This window comes from Amphibacillus sediminis NBRC 103570, from assembly GCF_001552275.1.
Classification (GTDB): Bacteria; Bacillota; Bacilli; order Bacillales; family Amphibacillaceae; genus Amphibacillus_B; species Amphibacillus_B sediminis.
The window spans coordinates 125,537-139,315 of record NZ_BCQW01000003.1; the positions used below are offsets into that span (position 1 = coordinate 125,537).

The window sequence follows — 13,779 nt, forward strand, 5'->3', positions numbered from 1 at the left end:
GTTAACCCACAAACTGATTTAAATTCATCAAAATATTAGTAGCAAATTCAACAATTCTCGTCAGCATCCATGGTCCGAAAAAAACAAGTCCTAATAGGACCGCCACAATTTTCGGAATAAATGCCAAGGTTTGCTCCTGAATTTGTGTTGTTGCTTGAAAAATACTGACTAAAAGGCCTACCGATAATGCCAAAATTAATAATGGACCTGCTACCATTAATACAGTATATATTGCTTGCTCAGCAAGTGATATAATGAATTCTGCACTCATCACACTCTTCTCCTTTTATAAAGCTAATTGAATCCTGATAATAAAGCGTCAGTAATGAGATACCAGCCATCGACTAAGACAAAAAGCAAGACTTTGAATGGCAGTGAAATCATAACAGGCGGTAGCATCATCATCCCCATTGACATCAGCACACTGGCTACCGTCATATCAATGACAAGAAACGGAATAAAAATCAAGAATCCCATTGTAAAAGCCGTTTTTATTTCACTGATAGCAAATGCCGGAATTAAAGCCGTCAACGGAACATCATCAAGGGTTTCAGGCGTTTCTGCATTGCTATAGTTTAGGAATAAGGCTAAATCCTTCTGTCTCGTATGATTAGCCATAAAATTTTTAATCGGTGTACTAGCACGTTCATAAGCCTCTTCAAGACCAATTTCCTCATTAAAAAGCGGTGTTAGCGCTTCTTGATTGATTTCTTGAAAAGTTGGTGCCATGATAAAAAAAGTCATAAATAAAGCAATCCCTACTAACACCTGATTTGGTGGCATCTGCTGGGTAGCTAATGACGTTCGAGTGAACGATAGAACGATAACGATTCTTGTGAAACTCGTCAATAAGATTAGGATGCCTGGAGCTAATGAAAATATAGTTAACAAGATTAATAGTTGGACAGATGTTGTTACAGTTTCTGCATCAGTGCTTGAGAATATGTCAATAAGATTCATGTGTTATCGTCGTCCTTATCATTCAACCTCATTTGCTTGCGCTTTTCCTTTAGTGCATCAAGTTCACTCTTAAATAAAGAAGCAAACGGTTGGTCATGTTTTTGATTATTTTCATTAGCCTGTTTGGGTTGTTTTTTCAAATGAAAAAGTGATTGAATTGGATTTACAACTTGTCCATTTTTTTGCTCATGACTAGCTAAGATTTGATCTTTAATAGACGCATCGGTAATTTCTGTAAGTAGCTCAATATTATCACCAACACCAACAAGATAAATGCGGTCCCCGATTCGAAGCATTTGAGCAGACTTATTTGTTCCTAAGGATATGCCACCTAAATTCTCAAGCACATCGCCCTGTTTAGAAAATTGACCAGATCGATTGAAAAATTTAAGCAGTCCATATATTAATGCAATAATAATACCAAGTACTACCACGAGCTGGATGACTAAACGTGGTAAACTAGGTGGATTGCTATTAAGGATGTTCTGATCATTTCCGCCTGTCTCCTGTTGGTCAGACATATTCGCTTCATTTGGTTGATGAGACGAATCAGCTTCTGAATTAGAAGCTGCCTCTTCTTCATTCTCTTCCATATCCTCGTTACCAAATACATCACTAACTTTATCGCCTTGTCCCTCCACATATAATGTTGGCACGATAAGCTGTGCAGATAGAATTAAGGTTAATACAATTAGAAATTTCTTCATTTTATCAATCCAATGCTTTATTTATCGCCTCGATAACGCGGTCTGCTTGAAACGGTTTAACGATGAAGTCTTTTGCTCCTGCTTGAATAGCATCAATGACCATTGCCTGTTGTCCCATAGCCGAACACATTATGATCGTTGCATTAGGATCGATCGCTTTTATTTCTTTCAAAGCAGCGATTCCATCTTTTTCAGGCATGGTAATATCCATTGTCACTAAATCTGGTTTTAACTCCTCATATTTTTCAACAGCTTGACTACCATCCTGTGCTTCTCCTACCACATCAAATCCGTTTTTTGTTAAAATATCTTTAATCATCATGCGCATAAATGCTGCATCATCAACGATTAAAACTGATTGTGCCATCTTTATTCCTCCAAACCTTTACTTTAATTTATTTAAGCGATCTGATTGGCTAATAATATCTGTTACCCGGACGCCGAAATTTTCATCAATAACAACAACTTCTCCCTGGGCGATTAGTTTGTTATTGACGTGTATATCAACCGGCTCACCAGCTAGTTTATCTAACTCTAAAATAGATCCAGATGATAATTCAAGGATATCTTTAACGGCTCGCTTAGTCCGTCCAAGCTCAACCGTTACTTGTAATGGAATATCAAGTAACATATCTAAATTACGTTTTTCAGCCTGTGGCAGATTCACTTCATCAAACGTTGAGAAGGTTGCCGTTTGTGCTGTTGCACCTGCATGTGTTGGTTCACCTAACTGACGTGAGGAACGTTCCTCTGTCATGATCGATTGGTTAGCATTATTTGACATATAACCTTGCTCCCGATTTAAATTATTGTTATCCTGCTCTACTACTTGTTCTTGTGTGGCAGCTGCCTCCTGTTCAGCAGGGGCATTCAGTAAACCGTCTACCATCTCTTTAGCAAAATCTGTTGGTAATAACTGCATAATATTCGAGTCTACCAGCTCACCGATTTTTAACTGAAATGAAACCTTGATTAATACATCATCATCCGGTATATATTGCTGACTTGACTCGTCACTCACATCAATCATCATGGTTGATGGTGGTGAGATATCAACACGCTTTGAAAAGACTGTTGACATGCTAGTTGCAGCTGTTCCCATCATTTGATTCATCGCTTCTTGAATCGCACTCATTTGGATATCATCTAATGGTTTCTCTTCTTCTATTTTACCCTCTCCGCCGAGCATAAGGTCAGCAATGATGGCAGCGTCGTTCGGTTTTAAAACAAATAGATTAACACCTTCAAAACCTTCAGTATACTTGACTTCTACTCCTACGTGTGGATGTGGAAATTCCTTTTCTAAGTCATTGCGTTGAATGATCGAAATCGTTGGTGTTGTAATATCTACCTTTTGGTTTAAAAGCGTAGATAGAGTTGTGGCTGAGCTTCCAAATGAAATATTACCAATTTCACCTAAAGCATCCTTCTCAAGATCAGACATGATCATCGATGTTTGATCTTGATCTTCGCCAAACGGCTCGTTTTCAGCCTCATCGTCAGTGGTTAATAGTGCATCAATTTCGTCTTGAGAAAGCATACCATCATTCATCATTTTGGGACCCCCCTTTTATTTCTTCTAAGACTTGAACAGCAAGCTTATTCTTCTTATGCCCTGGTTGAACATAATAAATTGGCTCGTCCTCTGCCTGCATGATTAATGGTTGATCTATTGATTGATTTAGATGAAGGACATCACCTTTTTGTAAGTTTAATAGATCATAAACTGAAATGGTTGTCTTACCGAGAAGAACCTCTAAATCTAATGTTGTTGTTTCAATATTTTCGGTTAGATTCTGATATTCCTCAGGTTTGCGATCTTTTTGTGTTTCTGTTTGCATCCAATAGTGTACGGATAGTCTTGGCATTATTGGTTCTAATACCACATGTGGAACACAAATATTAATCATACCTGTACTTTCGCCAATTGTGGTATTTAATGATATAACCACTACCGTCTCATTAGGTGATACTAACTGAAGAAATTGTGGATTGACTTCAAATTCTTCTAACATCGGGTCAATATCGACAACAGAAGACCATGCCTCTTGTAAGTTATCTAATGATTTCTCAAATAGATTCGTCATGATGGTCGATTCTATCTCAGTCAGGTTATCAATCTTATTCAAACTGCTACCTTTACCACCTAATATTCGATCTAACATCGCGTATGCAATATTCGGATTTATCTCAAAAATAATTCGCCCTTCCAATGGTGCCATGCTAAAAATATTCAAAACGGTCATCGAAGGAACAGATCGAATAAATTCCTCATATGGAATTTGATCAACCGAAGCAACCGAAATATGTACATACGTACGTAATTGAGCTGAAAAATATGTGGTTAAGAGTCTAGCATAATTCTCATTAATTCTAGAAATACTTCTTATTTGATCTTTCGAAAAACGTAAGGCACGCTTGAAATCATAAACCCTTACTTTCCGATTACTTTCTTCTTGCTTCAACTGATTTGCATCCATCTCACCCGATGATAACGCTGATAATAATGCATCAATTTCATTTTGTGATAAAACTTCATCCGCCATTGGTCTCACCTCCTCCAAAGGAGTCTATACTACTGAACAATTTTACTAACAATATAAACGTCAGTAACTTCCCCTTCTTCCATTAACTCGTTCATATCTGATTTTAATGTTTCTTCTAATTTATCAAGTCCTGTTTGCAAATCTTCTGAAGTCATCTCGATAAACTCTTTAATTAGAATATTTTTAAACTGAAATTCTCTTAATTCAACTTCATCTCGAGCCTTACTATTATTGGTAATAATATTAAACTGAAGCTGCACATAGTGGCCATCCTGTAAATCTAAGTTTATTTGCTCTGTTGTAAATGAATACTCTACCTTTTCATCAATCGTCAGCTCTCGATTAGGATCATCTTGGTTTAATAAATAAATGATGACTGCACCCATCCCAGCAATTGCAACAACGGCTAAGATAACAATCATGGTTTTAAATACTTTACTACTCATCCTCTTCACCTACTTTATATTGCCAGCCGATTAAACCGATTTGCCGATAAAAAGCTTTTGTAAGCTGTCTAACTTCCTCCTCAGTTTCTCTGACAACTAATTTTTTTCCGTTTATCAGTGTTACTGTTGTGTCGGGAAAAGATTGGACACGTTCTATTAGTGCTGCATTCAATGTAAATGTTTCACCTTTAAAGCTTGTAAGCTGAATCATCTTTTATTTGGGAGCACATGGCTAGCACATGCTCCCCCCTCCCATCTAACGTTTCAGATTAACGAGCTCTTGCAATATTTCATCAGATGTTGTGATTATACGTGTATTAGCTTGGAAACCACGTTGGGCTATAATCATATCGGTAAATTCTTCTGCTAAGTCAACGTTTGACATCTCTAATGCCCCAGAAACAATACCAGCCGTTCCTTCAGATTCGGGTTCGATTAATTGCACCACGCCGTTAGCATCCGTGATCATCCCATCATTAACCGTCGAGCGGTACATATTAGAGCCTACCTTCTCCAAACCACCTGGGTTTGAAAAATTTGCTAACATAATCTGGCCTGCAACTTGCGTTTGATCATTTTCGTCAACGTAGTTAACCACACCATTCCCTTGAATACTAAAGCTTTTCATATCCTCAGGTAATTGAATTCGTGAAGGCTGACCATCTACATGACCAATTAAATATTGACCATTAGCGTTAACAATAAAGCCTTCATCATCTAAGTAGAGGTTACCTGCTCTTGAGTATAAGATCGAGCTTTCTTCTAGATCAACCCCAGCACCACCTTCTACGAGGTCCGTACCAAATACCAGCATCCCATCACCCTCTAGGGCAACATCTAACCCACGGTTAGTTGACTGGCGATTTCCTTGAGTATGAATTGTATCAATTGATCCTACTTGTGAACCTAAACCAACTTGAGCAGGGTTGATCCCACCACGGATACCAGTTGGTGCAGAAGCCCCTGAAATGGTTTGACTCATCATATCTTGAAATGATACACGAGACTTTTTATAACCTGATGTATTGACGTTAGCAATATTATTACCGACAACGTCAAGTTGTGTTTGAAAACCTTTCATTCCTGCGATACCAGAATAAAATGAACGTAACATTATCAATACCTCCTAAAAATGATCGGACTACTGTATCGTTCAGTCAACAGTGTCAAAGGCTTCCCGTTTAGGGTCCAGCCTATTATAAAATAATGGTGCCATTAATATTAGTGAAAATCCGACTTTGTGCCTCTTGTCGATCCATTGCTGTGACAACCGTTTGGTTGGTCGCACTGACAAGTAATGTCGCATCATTTGTTACGACAAGCGAATCAGTAATCCCTTTTTGCTTCGCCTCATTCACCTGAAACGCAATTTCCTTCCATTTATCCTCAGAAATCGTGATATTGCGTTCATTTAGTCGATGCTGCGCATGCTTACTAATTTTCAACTGTGACGTTTGTGCTTGATTAAGCACCTCGCGAAACGGTTGAGTGCTTGACTTAGCTTGAGTACGTCCGGTTACTGCTGGGAGTAAAGCATGCTTGGGCACATGTTGGATCCGGTGATCCATTTCGCTCCCTCCTTTTACTCAGCTTTAGACTCATTAATCCGAAGTATTTCATCGGTGTATATCTTATCATCGTTTGCTAATTCGATTACCGCAAAACCTTCTCTTTCACTAATCGCCACGACTTGACTTGTTACCATTTCCTTTGGTTCTTTAATCTTGCCCGTCTCTTCATCAATGGCATAATAGGTAACTTCTTTGCCAATTAGATGACTATATTGAATGACAGGTGAAACCATTTGATTTTGAACAAGTGCAGAAATAGAAGTGTTCATATTTATCATTTGTTCTAGCGTTGAGAATGTTGTCATTTGGGTAATAAATTCTCGGTCATCCATCGGATTAAGTGGGTCCTGATTCTGTATTTGTGTCATTAAGATACGTAAGAACTCATCTTTCCCCAGCTCTGAACTAGGTTGACTTCTTGGTTGATTTTTCAAATAATAGGATGGATCAATTGTCGTCACTTGCTACACCCTCTCATTCATAAGAAATTCTTCAAAGCTAACACTTGATTCCTGATCTTGATCATGCTCTTGTTCAAGCCAGTGATGATCCTGTTGCTCTTGCTGACCTTGATCTTCCGACTGGTTATAGCCACGATGCGTCTCAATTATTGCTTGAGAAAGATCATCCTTTTCAATAACAATGTTATGAGGAGAAAACATGTGACGAAGCTCTTTTGCATTAGCTTCCAAAGCTTCTTTAGCCGCCTGAGTAGATGCAGTCAGTTTTACCAGCATCTCACCATCTATTTCAGTTAATTCAACCAAAATATCTCCAAGTGATTCAGGCGCCAATTTGAGTAATAGTTGATTTGAGCCATTTAAGAAACTACTCTTGCTCAGGGTAACTTGTAATTTATCAATCAACTGTGACGCAAAGTTTTCAGCTGACAACGTTGTATCAGAATCACCCAAGTGGACAATGAGTTGTTCTATGGTGGTATGACCTTGAGTTTGGCTAAATAACTGTCCAAAAGTTGAATGATCGCCGGTTTCCGCATGACTAAGCCATTTAACTAAATCAGCTGTTGTAACCGTTGAATCCATCTGATAAGCTGCCTTCAAATTCAAAGACCATTTGTTTTGAAAATTGCTGAGTACTTGACTAAATATCTTAAAGTTAGGATGTTCAGCACTTGACTTTAACCACTGGCTGATCGCTTCTGGCTCCGTTTCACTAGCTTGTGTCCATTGCTTAAGTAAATCGAGCAATTGTTTAGTTTCCATACTTGTCAACTGGTTTAGCTTTGCTACCATTTCATTTAGAGACTGCGTATAAGACTGTACATCAAAGTTAGCGACTTCACGAATCGTTAGATGACCACTATACAATGACTGGTTAGATAATGCTTGCCACTCTTCCCCAGCACGAATGTCTTCTTCTTGTGTATTAACCTGCTGTAGTTGGATGAAAGCGATAAGCTGATTAATGAGTAGATTATCTTCATTTTCATCCAAATCTATCAGTGTTAAATCAAGTTGAGCAAGGGCTTCTAACAACTCATCCGCATTTGATACCTCATGTTCAGTCTCTTCTGTGATCCAATTAAAAAGCTGGTCAAGCTCTTCATTCGTTAAAGAAGAAAGATAGTCAGAGAGTGACATCGCTTCTTCAGTTGAGCCTGCAACCTTGATTTGCTTTTGTTCAACACTCAAATTGTTCACAAGCTCTCTGAAAGACCCTGTTGAATGAACTTCTACACCACTAGTGAGTCCTCCGGTTGACAATGGAGAAGGGATCATTAAACTGCTTATGTTCATTTTTTTCACCTCCTTTCAAGTCAAATAGAAGTTCTTAGTCGAGGAGCTGTTCGGTAAACTTCGCTGCCGTTTCAGGCTCCATCTCACTCAAAATAGCTGCTCGTTGGGCATCCTTTATTTCCTGTAATATAGTTAAAGCAACTTGTTGATCGGTACTACTTAAGATACTTGCTGCATTGGCTGGGGCCATTTCTTGATACGTTTTAGCTAACTTATTTAAACTATCATTAGCTAACTGCTGCTGCCCCTCTTGATCATTGTCTTTGAAGTTATCAAGCTGTTGAGTTAATCGGACTATCTCCTGATTCAACTGATCGAGCTCCGTTGATTTATTAGATAATTCTACTTCCAATGCTTCAATATTCTGTTGATGGTTTTCAATTTGACTTAAATATTGACGCTCTTTACGTTCAAATTCTGCTTCTTGATCCGTCGTGATCAATAGGTTTAAACCTGGAATCGAATTAGCTATCTCTTTTGCTTGACCAATTGGATCCATACCAAGCATAGACAGTACCGCAACTAAAATTGTGATGGCCAATGCTAATGGTACAATAATTAAGAGAAGCCATTTCAACACATTTCTTTTTTTCGGTTCGTTATATTCATTCTCTTGTAATTGAGCCTGCGCCATTTCCATCACCTATTTCCATGATTTAAATACATTCTTGATGCTATCTCATCATTTGTTTGATTTTCACGATAACGATCTGCCATCTGTCTTTTTAAGTGCTTTTTCTCAATAATTTTTTCGAATTTTTTTACCTCAACATGTGCTGATGTTAGCTTTTGTTGCTTACGTTCCATCACGAACCGTTTTTGATTAAGTTCAGTTTGAACGATATCAATTTTTTTCTTAATCTGTTCGATAAAAGCATAGTGTGTAGCTAGGGTTTTTACAGTACCTGACGAAGCCAAGTAATAGCTGTACTCCTTTTCAACTTGCTCCTTTTTTTGTAAAAGTAAGTAGAGCTGTTCAGCAACAAGCTCAAATTCATGGAGAGCTTCCTGATAGTCGAGCTGTGCTTGATTTTTGATTCGTTCCTGATGATCACGAATTTTGTTAAATGCTCTTATACTAGTCATTAGCGTTACCTCCATAAAGTACTTCCTTCATTAACTGAAGCGCCTGATCTCTGCTGCACTTCTCGTTAATATCTTGTTTTAAAAAGGAAATGATCTGGGGCTGCAACTGAATGGCTTCATCGATAGCCTTACTTGTACCACGTTTATATGCACCAATTTGAATCAATTCATAATTCTCTTCATATGTAGATAAGTGGTAGCGCAGATCGTTAGCGAGCTTTTGCTCTTGATCGGTTGTAATTTGCGGCATTACCCGACTAATCGATTTCAGAACATTGATCGCAGGAAATTGCCCTTGTTCAGCTAATTTTCGATCTAATACAAAGTGACCGTCAAGAATACCACGAGTTGTATCTGCAATTGGGTCATTAAGATCATCACCATCGACCAAAACTGTATAAAAGGCTGTAATCGTACCAAAGTTACTCGTACCTGTTCGCTCTAAAAGCTTAGGCAGGACGGCGAATACCGATGGGGGATAACCCTTAGTCGTAGGAGGTTCACCCGTAGCCAGCCCCACTTCTCGTTGTGCCATTGCTATTCGGGTGACAGAATCCATCATCAGATTGACATTATAGCCAAGATCTCGAAAGTATTCGCTTATGGCTGTAGCTGTGTAAGCCCCTTTGATTCGCATTAAAGCAGGTTGATCAGAGGTAGCTACTACAACAATCGAACGTTTTAAGCCTTCATCGCCTAAGTCTTTTTCAATAAATTCTCTTACCTCTCGTCCACGTTCGCCAATTAGGGCAATAACATTTATGTCAGCCTCACTATTGCGAGCAATCATACCAAGGAGTGTACTTTTACCGACACCACTACCTGCAAAAATACCCACACGTTGTCCTTTTCCTACCGTAAGTAGACTATCGATTGTTTTAACGCCTAACTCGATTGGTTCTACAATACGTGGTCGATCGAGTGGATTTGGAGGCATTTGCTCAGTATTAACATTGATTAGGCCGAGCGGTAACTTGGAATGATCCAGCGGTTGACCAAGGGCATCAATGACCTTACCTACTAAACGCTTTCCAACTTTGATCGTTAAAGGTTTATCGGTCGCTTCAACTAGACTGCCAGGACCAATTTCAGAAATTTGAGAATAGGGCATTAACAGGACATTTTCATCGTTAAATCCTACTACTTCTGCAGCAATCTTACTCCCTTTACTTGGGTGAATATAACAGACGTTCCCGATGCTTACAGCAGGACCAATTGATTCGATCATTAAACCGACAACACGTTTTATTTTGCCATAACGTTTATAAGAATCAATTTGATCAACAGCTTCAATATAGCTATCTATGCTCACGGTTGATCTCCTCCATAACCTCCAGCAACTCACGATTTATTTTTTCTAGTTGAACATCGACACTAATATCCAGTCGTGAATATGGTGTTTCGATAAGTCCATCGCCCTGCTTCAAATTAATTGAAGGATGGATCGATAAAACAACTTCAGGATCTAATAGTGTCATAAGCTGATCTTGATTACGTTGCACCAGTTCAAAATCTTCTGGGCTTGTATGTATTTTGATAAAAGGTTGCTCATGAACTTCCTGAATCGCTTGTTTAACCATATCAACAAAAGCATCAGACTCTTTTAATTGCTTAGCCACGATTTTGCTTGCTATTTTAACAGCTAGATGCAGGATAGCCGGCTCGCTTTGGTCAATGAGGGTGGCACGCTCTTCGATAGCTGCTTCAATCACTTGATCAGCTTGAAGCAGCTTATCATGATAGGCTTGAAGACCTGCCTCCGATCCCTCATCAAAGCCTTTTTGATAGCCGAGCTGTTTGGCTTGTTCAGCTAGAGCTTCCTTTTCTTGTTCCCAAGCAATTTTATCGTTCTCAATTTCCTGGCGAGCTAATTCTTGCTGTTCTTTGATTGCTTGTTGAGTATCTGTTAAGGCACGTTCAGCATTAGCCAATTCTTGGTTAATCTGATCTAACTTTTCTTGTTGATCGATTTGCTCTTGGTGAGTTGGATCTTGGTCAAGTTCCGGAAACGTAATCGGCTTTAAACCTATTATTCTATGATTACCTGTCTGCTTGTGTCGGTCGTTAGACAATGATATCATCTCCTCCACCACGGGCAATGACAATTTCACCAACTTCTTCTAATCGACGAATCGCAGCAACAATTCTGGTCTGTGCCTCTTCTACATCGCGCAAGCGTACAGGTCCCATGTATTCCATTTCTTCTTTGAATGTCTCTGCCATACGAGAAGACATATTACTAAAGATAATTTCTTGTACTTCTTCACTAGATACTTTAAGAGAAAGGCGAAGGTCATCATTTTCAACTTCTCTAATAACACGTTGAATCGCACGATTGTCAAGCGTAACAATATCTTCGAAGACGAACATGCGTTTCTTAATTTCTTCTGCCAATTCTGGATCTTGAATTTCAAGCGCATCTAAAATGGTTCGCTCTGTGCTTCGATCAACACCATTAAGTACTTCGACAACAGCTTGGATACCACCGGTTTGTGTGTAGTCTTGTGTAACGGTAGCAGAAAGCTTACGCTCCAGAATTTGTTCAACTTCATAGATGATTTCTGGTGAGGTAGAATCCATGATCGCAATTCGCTTGGCAATATCAGCTTGTACCTCTTGAGATAATTCTGATAAAATTTGCGCCGCTTGCTCCTTATCTAAATAAGATAGAATTAAAGCGATTGTCTGTGGATGTTCATTTTGAATAAAATTCAAAATTTGTCCAGGATCTGCTTTTCGCGCAAAATCAAATGGTTTCACTTGAAGTGATGAGGTTAAGCGATTGATGATCTTCTGAGCTTCCTCACCACCGACAGCTTTCTCAAGAACGGTTTTAGCGTAGCCAATCCCGCCTTGAGTAATGTAGTCTTGTGCTAAGGCAATTTGATGGAATTGCTCTAAAATCTCTTCTTTTTGATCTACTTCAACTTTCTTCACCGATGAGATTTCTAACGTTAGTCTTTCGATTTCTTCTTCTGTTAAATGTTTATAAACTTGAGCAGACACATCCGGACCAAGTGATATAAGCAGGATTGCTGCTTTTTGGCGACCGGTTAGTGCTTGTCTTTTAGCCATAAAGCTCCCCCCTAATCCTCTGAAATCCAAGTTCTAAGTAACTTGGCAAATTCGTCCGGCTTATCTTTCGCCATTTTTTCAAGTTGTTTTCTTTTAATTGAGCTTTCCGTATCTTCTGGATCCTCAATATCAGGGATGGCTTGTTCTACTTCAGTCTCTAATTCTGTCGTATATGCTAACTCATCGTCCTGCTCATTCCGTTTACGCAATAATAAAACAGTAAGCACAATCACTAATGCTAACAAAACACCGGCGATAATATATCCCCAAATTGGGATGGAAAATCCACTTGGTTGGGTAAGATCTGTTCCGGTAAACTCTTGAAAGACAATCGATGTATTCTGAACAGGATTTACTTCGCCGTATGACTGATCGATCGATGTCGTAATGATAGATTCAAGAATTGATGCAATCCCAGCTTCAACTTCAGCTTGCTCAGCTGCAGTTAATACTTCGGGATTACCCTCTGCATCAAGCGTCTCCTTACGACTATCAACAGCAACTTGAATGCCTAGATCCCTTAATTTATACGGGCTTTCACTTATTTCTCGCTGAATACGATTAAATTCATAATTAATCGACTCTTGCATCAGTTCATAGGTCCCTTGGCCTGTATCACCTGCTGGGTAATTAGCGATATCTTCTTCACCAGCACCAACTGTACCATCGAAGGCTCCCTCACCTGAATACATCTCGTTAATTGTTTCAATGCTGACAGGTAAACCTTCAATTTCCTCTTCATCAACAGGTTCAACAAGTTGTTCAACCCTGTTCTCTTGGGTAAAATCAATATCTGCGGTTACTGATGCAACAACTTTATCCGGACCAATCATCGTGCCCAGCATTTGCTGTACACGACGCTGAATATCACGTTCAATATCCTGTTTAATCGCTTGTTGTGTTGCATAAATATCCCCGCTCGAAAAATTATTTTCCTGATCTAAATCATAATGATTAAAGAATTGATCCATAATGACGATATTATCTGTTGGAAGGTTAGGGACCGATTTAGATATGAGGTGGTATAAGGCATTTATCTGTTCTTGTTCAAAGCGATAACCATTAGCTACTACTAAATTTATCGCAGCCGACGCCTCATCTTGTCGGTCACTAACGAAAATTTGTTCCTGTGGCAATGTAATCATTACATTTGCCTGCTCAACTCCTGAAAAATTGGTCAATAAGTTACCAAGCTCTGTTTGCATGGCGTCAAGTTTAATCATATCGAATTCATTGTCAGTCACACCCCAAGAGGTATTCTGACTGAAAAAGGAATAGTCTACACTACCGCTATCCGGAATCCCTTGTGCTGCAAGTTCTACTAAGAGAGCATCGGCCTTATCCTCTGGTACATAGATGGTTGCACCTGAATCGGCGACTTCATTGGTAACGCCTCTTTCGTCAAGCTCTGCCTTTATCTGACCAGATTCTTGAGCTGATAAATTACTATATAACGGAACCATTGGTGTGCGTGTGGCTAAGAAGCTCCCACCGATAACTATAGCAAGAAAGATAAATGCGGCTCCAATAACTAAACCTTTTTGCTTTGTCGTCCTGGTTTTCCATAATTCTATTAGTTTGTCTCGATAATCAATAAATTTCTCTCTCATTATGTGCCTCCATACCAA

18 protein-coding genes are annotated in these 13,779 nt (G+C 39.0%); all 18 read right to left on the reverse strand.

Annotated features, from left to right (window positions below; all coding sequences use genetic code 11):
- Position 1 precedes the first annotated feature (1 nt).
- On the reverse strand, positions 2 to 271 hold the full coding sequence (gene fliQ, locus ASE01S_RS03710; protein WP_067838558.1) for a flagellar biosynthesis protein FliQ: 270 nt from the start codon (positions 269 to 271) through the stop codon (positions 2 to 4).
- A 23-nt stretch (positions 272 to 294) separates the two neighbouring features.
- Entirely contained in the window at positions 295 to 960 is a 666-nt protein-coding gene (gene fliP / locus ASE01S_RS03715; protein ID WP_067838561.1) for a flagellar type III secretion system pore protein FliP, read from the reverse strand.
- Positions 957 to 1,667 carry a flagellar biosynthetic protein FliO gene (gene fliO, locus ASE01S_RS03720; protein WP_067838563.1) on the reverse strand — a complete coding sequence of 237 codons (711 nt, stop codon included), beginning with the start codon at positions 1,665 to 1,667 and terminating at the stop codon, positions 957 to 959. The genes fliP and fliO overlap by 4 nt, the downstream gene beginning before the upstream one ends.
- A 4-nt stretch (positions 1,668 to 1,671) precedes the next feature.
- Positions 1,672 to 2,034, reverse strand: coding sequence for a response regulator (locus tag ASE01S_RS03725; RefSeq protein WP_067838565.1), 363 nt, complete (start codon positions 2,032 to 2,034; stop codon positions 1,672 to 1,674).
- 18 nt (positions 2,035 to 2,052) lie between these two features.
- The gene (gene fliY, locus ASE01S_RS03730) at positions 2,053 to 3,222 is read right to left on the reverse strand and encodes a flagellar motor switch phosphatase FliY (protein WP_067838567.1); all 1,170 of its coding nucleotides are present in this window, start codon (positions 3,220 to 3,222) and stop codon (positions 2,053 to 2,055) included.
- Positions 3,212 to 4,213 carry a flagellar motor switch protein FliM gene (gene fliM / locus ASE01S_RS03735; RefSeq protein WP_067838569.1) on the reverse strand — a complete coding sequence of 334 codons (1,002 nt, stop codon included), beginning with the start codon at positions 4,211 to 4,213 and terminating at the stop codon, positions 3,212 to 3,214. Before fliM ends, fliY begins: the two co-directional genes overlap by 11 nt.
- 29 nt (positions 4,214 to 4,242) lie before the next feature.
- Positions 4,243 to 4,659, reverse strand: coding sequence for a flagellar basal body-associated FliL family protein (locus ASE01S_RS03740; protein ID WP_067838571.1), 417 nt, complete (start codon positions 4,657 to 4,659; stop codon positions 4,243 to 4,245).
- Positions 4,652 to 4,870 (reverse strand): flagellar FlbD family protein, encoded by a 219-nt coding sequence (locus ASE01S_RS03745; RefSeq protein WP_067838574.1) that lies wholly within the window; start codon positions 4,868 to 4,870, stop codon positions 4,652 to 4,654. Before ASE01S_RS03745 ends, ASE01S_RS03740 begins: the two co-directional genes overlap by 8 nt.
- A 45-nt stretch (positions 4,871 to 4,915) precedes the next feature.
- Positions 4,916 to 5,773 carry a flagellar basal body rod protein FlgG gene (flgG, locus tag ASE01S_RS03750; RefSeq protein ID WP_067838576.1) on the reverse strand — a complete coding sequence of 286 codons (858 nt, stop codon included), beginning with the start codon at positions 5,771 to 5,773 and terminating at the stop codon, positions 4,916 to 4,918.
- Positions 5,774 to 5,855: 82 nt separating this feature from the next.
- Positions 5,856 to 6,227: a TIGR02530 family flagellar biosynthesis protein gene (locus tag ASE01S_RS03755; protein WP_067838579.1), complete on the reverse strand. Its 372-nt coding sequence runs from the start codon at positions 6,225 to 6,227 to the stop codon at positions 5,856 to 5,858.
- A 14-nt stretch (positions 6,228 to 6,241) separates the two neighbouring features.
- Positions 6,242 to 6,691, reverse strand: coding sequence for a flagellar hook assembly protein FlgD (gene flgD, locus ASE01S_RS03760; protein WP_067838581.1), 450 nt, complete (start codon positions 6,689 to 6,691; stop codon positions 6,242 to 6,244).
- A gap of 3 nt (positions 6,692 to 6,694) precedes the next feature.
- A complete protein-coding gene (locus tag ASE01S_RS03765) occupies positions 6,695 to 7,990 on the reverse strand; it encodes a flagellar hook-length control protein FliK (RefSeq protein WP_067838586.1) in 1,296 nt (431 codons plus the stop codon).
- A gap of 34 nt (positions 7,991 to 8,024) precedes the next feature.
- Complete coding sequence (locus ASE01S_RS03770) at positions 8,025 to 8,624, reverse strand: MotE family protein (protein ID WP_157065137.1); 600 nt, start codon at positions 8,622 to 8,624, stop codon at positions 8,025 to 8,027.
- Between the two features lie 5 nt (positions 8,625 to 8,629).
- Positions 8,630 to 9,076 (reverse strand): flagellar export protein FliJ, encoded by a 447-nt coding sequence (gene fliJ, locus ASE01S_RS03775; protein ID WP_067838592.1) that lies wholly within the window; start codon positions 9,074 to 9,076, stop codon positions 8,630 to 8,632.
- Positions 9,069 to 10,388, reverse strand: coding sequence for a flagellar protein export ATPase FliI (gene fliI / locus ASE01S_RS03780; RefSeq protein WP_067838595.1), 1,320 nt, complete (start codon positions 10,386 to 10,388; stop codon positions 9,069 to 9,071). Before fliI ends, fliJ begins: the two co-directional genes overlap by 8 nt.
- Positions 10,375 to 11,148, reverse strand: coding sequence for a flagellar assembly protein FliH (gene fliH / locus ASE01S_RS03785; protein WP_067838598.1), 774 nt, complete (start codon positions 11,146 to 11,148; stop codon positions 10,375 to 10,377). The genes fliI and fliH overlap by 14 nt, the downstream gene beginning before the upstream one ends.
- Complete coding sequence (gene fliG / locus ASE01S_RS03790) at positions 11,141 to 12,151, reverse strand: flagellar motor switch protein FliG (protein WP_067838601.1); 1,011 nt, start codon at positions 12,149 to 12,151, stop codon at positions 11,141 to 11,143. Before fliG ends, fliH begins: the two co-directional genes overlap by 8 nt.
- 11 nt (positions 12,152 to 12,162) lie before the next feature.
- Positions 12,163 to 13,761 carry a flagellar basal-body MS-ring/collar protein FliF gene (gene fliF / locus ASE01S_RS03795; protein WP_067838603.1) on the reverse strand — a complete coding sequence of 533 codons (1,599 nt, stop codon included), beginning with the start codon at positions 13,759 to 13,761 and terminating at the stop codon, positions 12,163 to 12,165.
- Positions 13,762 to 13,779 lie beyond the last annotated feature (18 nt).

Bases quoted from the DNA above. Each gene is read 5' to 3' on its own strand.
- fliY (WP_067838567.1), bottom strand. From the start codon at position 3,222: ATGATGAATGATGGTATGCTTTCTCAAGACGAAATTGATGCACTATTA.
- fliQ (WP_067838558.1), bottom strand. From the start codon at position 271: ATGAGTGCAGAATTCATTATATCACTTGCTGAGCAAGCAATATATACT.
- fliP (WP_067838561.1), bottom strand. From the start codon at position 960: ATGAATCTTATTGACATATTCTCAAGCACTGATGCAGAAACTGTAACA.
- fliG (WP_067838601.1), bottom strand. From the start codon at position 12,151: ATGGCTAAAAGACAAGCACTAACCGGTCGCCAAAAAGCAGCAATCCTG.
- fliO (WP_067838563.1), bottom strand. From the start codon at position 1,667: ATGAAGAAATTTCTAATTGTATTAACCTTAATTCTATCTGCACAGCTT.
- ASE01S_RS03725 (WP_067838565.1), bottom strand. From the start codon at position 2,034: ATGGCACAATCAGTTTTAATCGTTGATGATGCAGCATTTATGCGCATG.
- fliF (WP_067838603.1), bottom strand. From the start codon at position 13,761: ATGAGAGAGAAATTTATTGATTATCGAGACAAACTAATAGAATTATGG.
- ASE01S_RS03745 (WP_067838574.1), bottom strand. From the start codon at position 4,870: ATGATTCAGCTTACAAGCTTTAAAGGTGAAACATTTACATTGAATGCA.
- ASE01S_RS03755 (WP_067838579.1), bottom strand. From the start codon at position 6,227: ATGGATCACCGGATCCAACATGTGCCCAAGCATGCTTTACTCCCAGCA.
- fliJ (WP_067838592.1), bottom strand. From the start codon at position 9,076: ATGACTAGTATAAGAGCATTTAACAAAATTCGTGATCATCAGGAACGA.
- flgG (WP_067838576.1), bottom strand. From the start codon at position 5,773: ATGTTACGTTCATTTTATTCTGGTATCGCAGGAATGAAAGGTTTTCAA.
- ASE01S_RS03765 (WP_067838586.1), bottom strand. From the start codon at position 7,990: ATGAACATAAGCAGTTTAATGATCCCTTCTCCATTGTCAACCGGAGGA.
- fliM (WP_067838569.1), bottom strand. From the start codon at position 4,213: ATGGCGGATGAAGTTTTATCACAAAATGAAATTGATGCATTATTATCA.
- ASE01S_RS03770 (WP_157065137.1), bottom strand. From the start codon at position 8,624: ATGGCGCAGGCTCAATTACAAGAGAATGAATATAACGAACCGAAAAAA.
- ASE01S_RS03740 (WP_067838571.1), bottom strand. From the start codon at position 4,659: ATGAGTAGTAAAGTATTTAAAACCATGATTGTTATCTTAGCCGTTGTT.